The following is a 1,518-nucleotide window of genomic DNA, read 5'->3' on the forward strand; positions in this document are numbered from 1 at the left end:
CTACTGGATCGACGCTCCGGCTGATCCCGGTGATGCCACCGCGATGGGTCTGGACTCCGCCGACCACCCGCTGCTCGGCGCGGCGGTCACCCTCGCCAACGCCGACGGCGCCGTCCTCACCGGACGGCTCTCCCTCGACCGGCACCCCTGGCTCGCCGACCACGTCGTCAACGGCGCGGTGATCTTCCCCGGCACCGGCTACGTCGAGCTCGCCCTGCACGCCGGTGCCCAGGTCGGCGCCGAAACCGTCGATGAGTTGACCATTGAGACCCCGCTGGTGCTGCCCGAACGCGGCGCCGTCCAACTCCAGGTCGTCGTCGGCGCCGCCGACGCCGGCCCGGCCCGCTCCATCCAGGTGTACGCCCGCAGCGCCGACGCCGACGACCAGTGGACCCGGCACGCCAGCGGCCTGCTCACCACCGGCCGCCGGAGCACCGGAACCGTCCTCAGCGAATGGCCGCCCACCGGTGCCGAACCGGTGTCCACCGACGACCTCTACCACCACCTGGCCACCGGCGGCCTGGCCTACGGCCCGATCTTCCGGGGGCTGCGCCGGGTGTGGCGACGCGACGACGAGTTCTACGTCGAGGTGAACCTCCCCGAGAACGTGGAGGCCGACGGCTTCGGCCTGCACCCCGCGGTACTCGACGCCGGCCTGCACGCCCTCGGCCTCGCCGAGGATGACACCTTCCGCGGGCTACCGTTCGCTTGGTCGGGCATCACCCTGCACGCCACTGGCGCGGCCGCCGTACGGATCCGGCTCACCCCGGTCGGCTCCGGGGTCCGGGTGGTGGTCGCCGACGCGGCCGGTGCCCCCGTCGCCACGGTTGATTCGCTGGTCCTGCGGCCGGTCCAGGCGCACCAGAGCGGCGGCATCTCCGACGCGCTGTTCGACCTCACCTGGCAGGAGATCGGCACGCCCGCGGCGCTGACCGAACCTGACTGGGCCTACCACCCGGCCGTCCGGCCCGAGCTCGTCCCCACCGGCACCGCTCAGGGGGTGTCCGACCCACTCGCCCGGGACGGAGCGACCGCCGCCGCACTGCTGGTGCTGACCGCCGGAATCGGCGGGGACGTCGCCGGCCCGCAGGCGGTGCACGACGAGGTGAATCGGGTGCTCGGCCTGGTACAGGAGTGGTTGGCCGGCCCGAACACCCACCGGCTGGCGGTGCTCACCCGACACGCTGTCGGCGACGACGTTACCGACCTGGCCGGTGCGGCCGTGTGGGGGTTGCTCCGCTCCGCGCAGACCGAGAACCCGGACCGGCTGCTGTTGGTTGACACCGATACCGACACCGACCCGACTGGGGACGTCACGTCGCTGCTCGCTGTGGCCCTGGCCGCCGGTGAACCGCAGGTACGGGTCCGTCGCGGGGTGGTCTCGGTGCCCCGGCTCACCCGCCAGTCCGTCGCACCATCCCTCCCGGACGCTCCGCTCTTCGGTACGGGCACGGTGTTGGTTACTGGTGCGACGGGTGCGTTGGGTGCGGCGGTGGCTCGGCATTTGGTGGCGGTGCA

1 protein-coding gene is annotated in these 1,518 nt (G+C 73.0%); it reads left to right on the forward strand.

Annotated elements, in window-relative coordinates:
* Positions 1–1,518, forward strand: a 1,518-nt coding sequence (locus tag T398_RS26760; RefSeq protein ID WP_496450574.1) for a SpnB-like Rossmann fold domain-containing protein, incomplete at both ends; no start/stop codon positions are given.

This window comes from Salinispora goodfellowii (genome assembly GCF_059570675.1).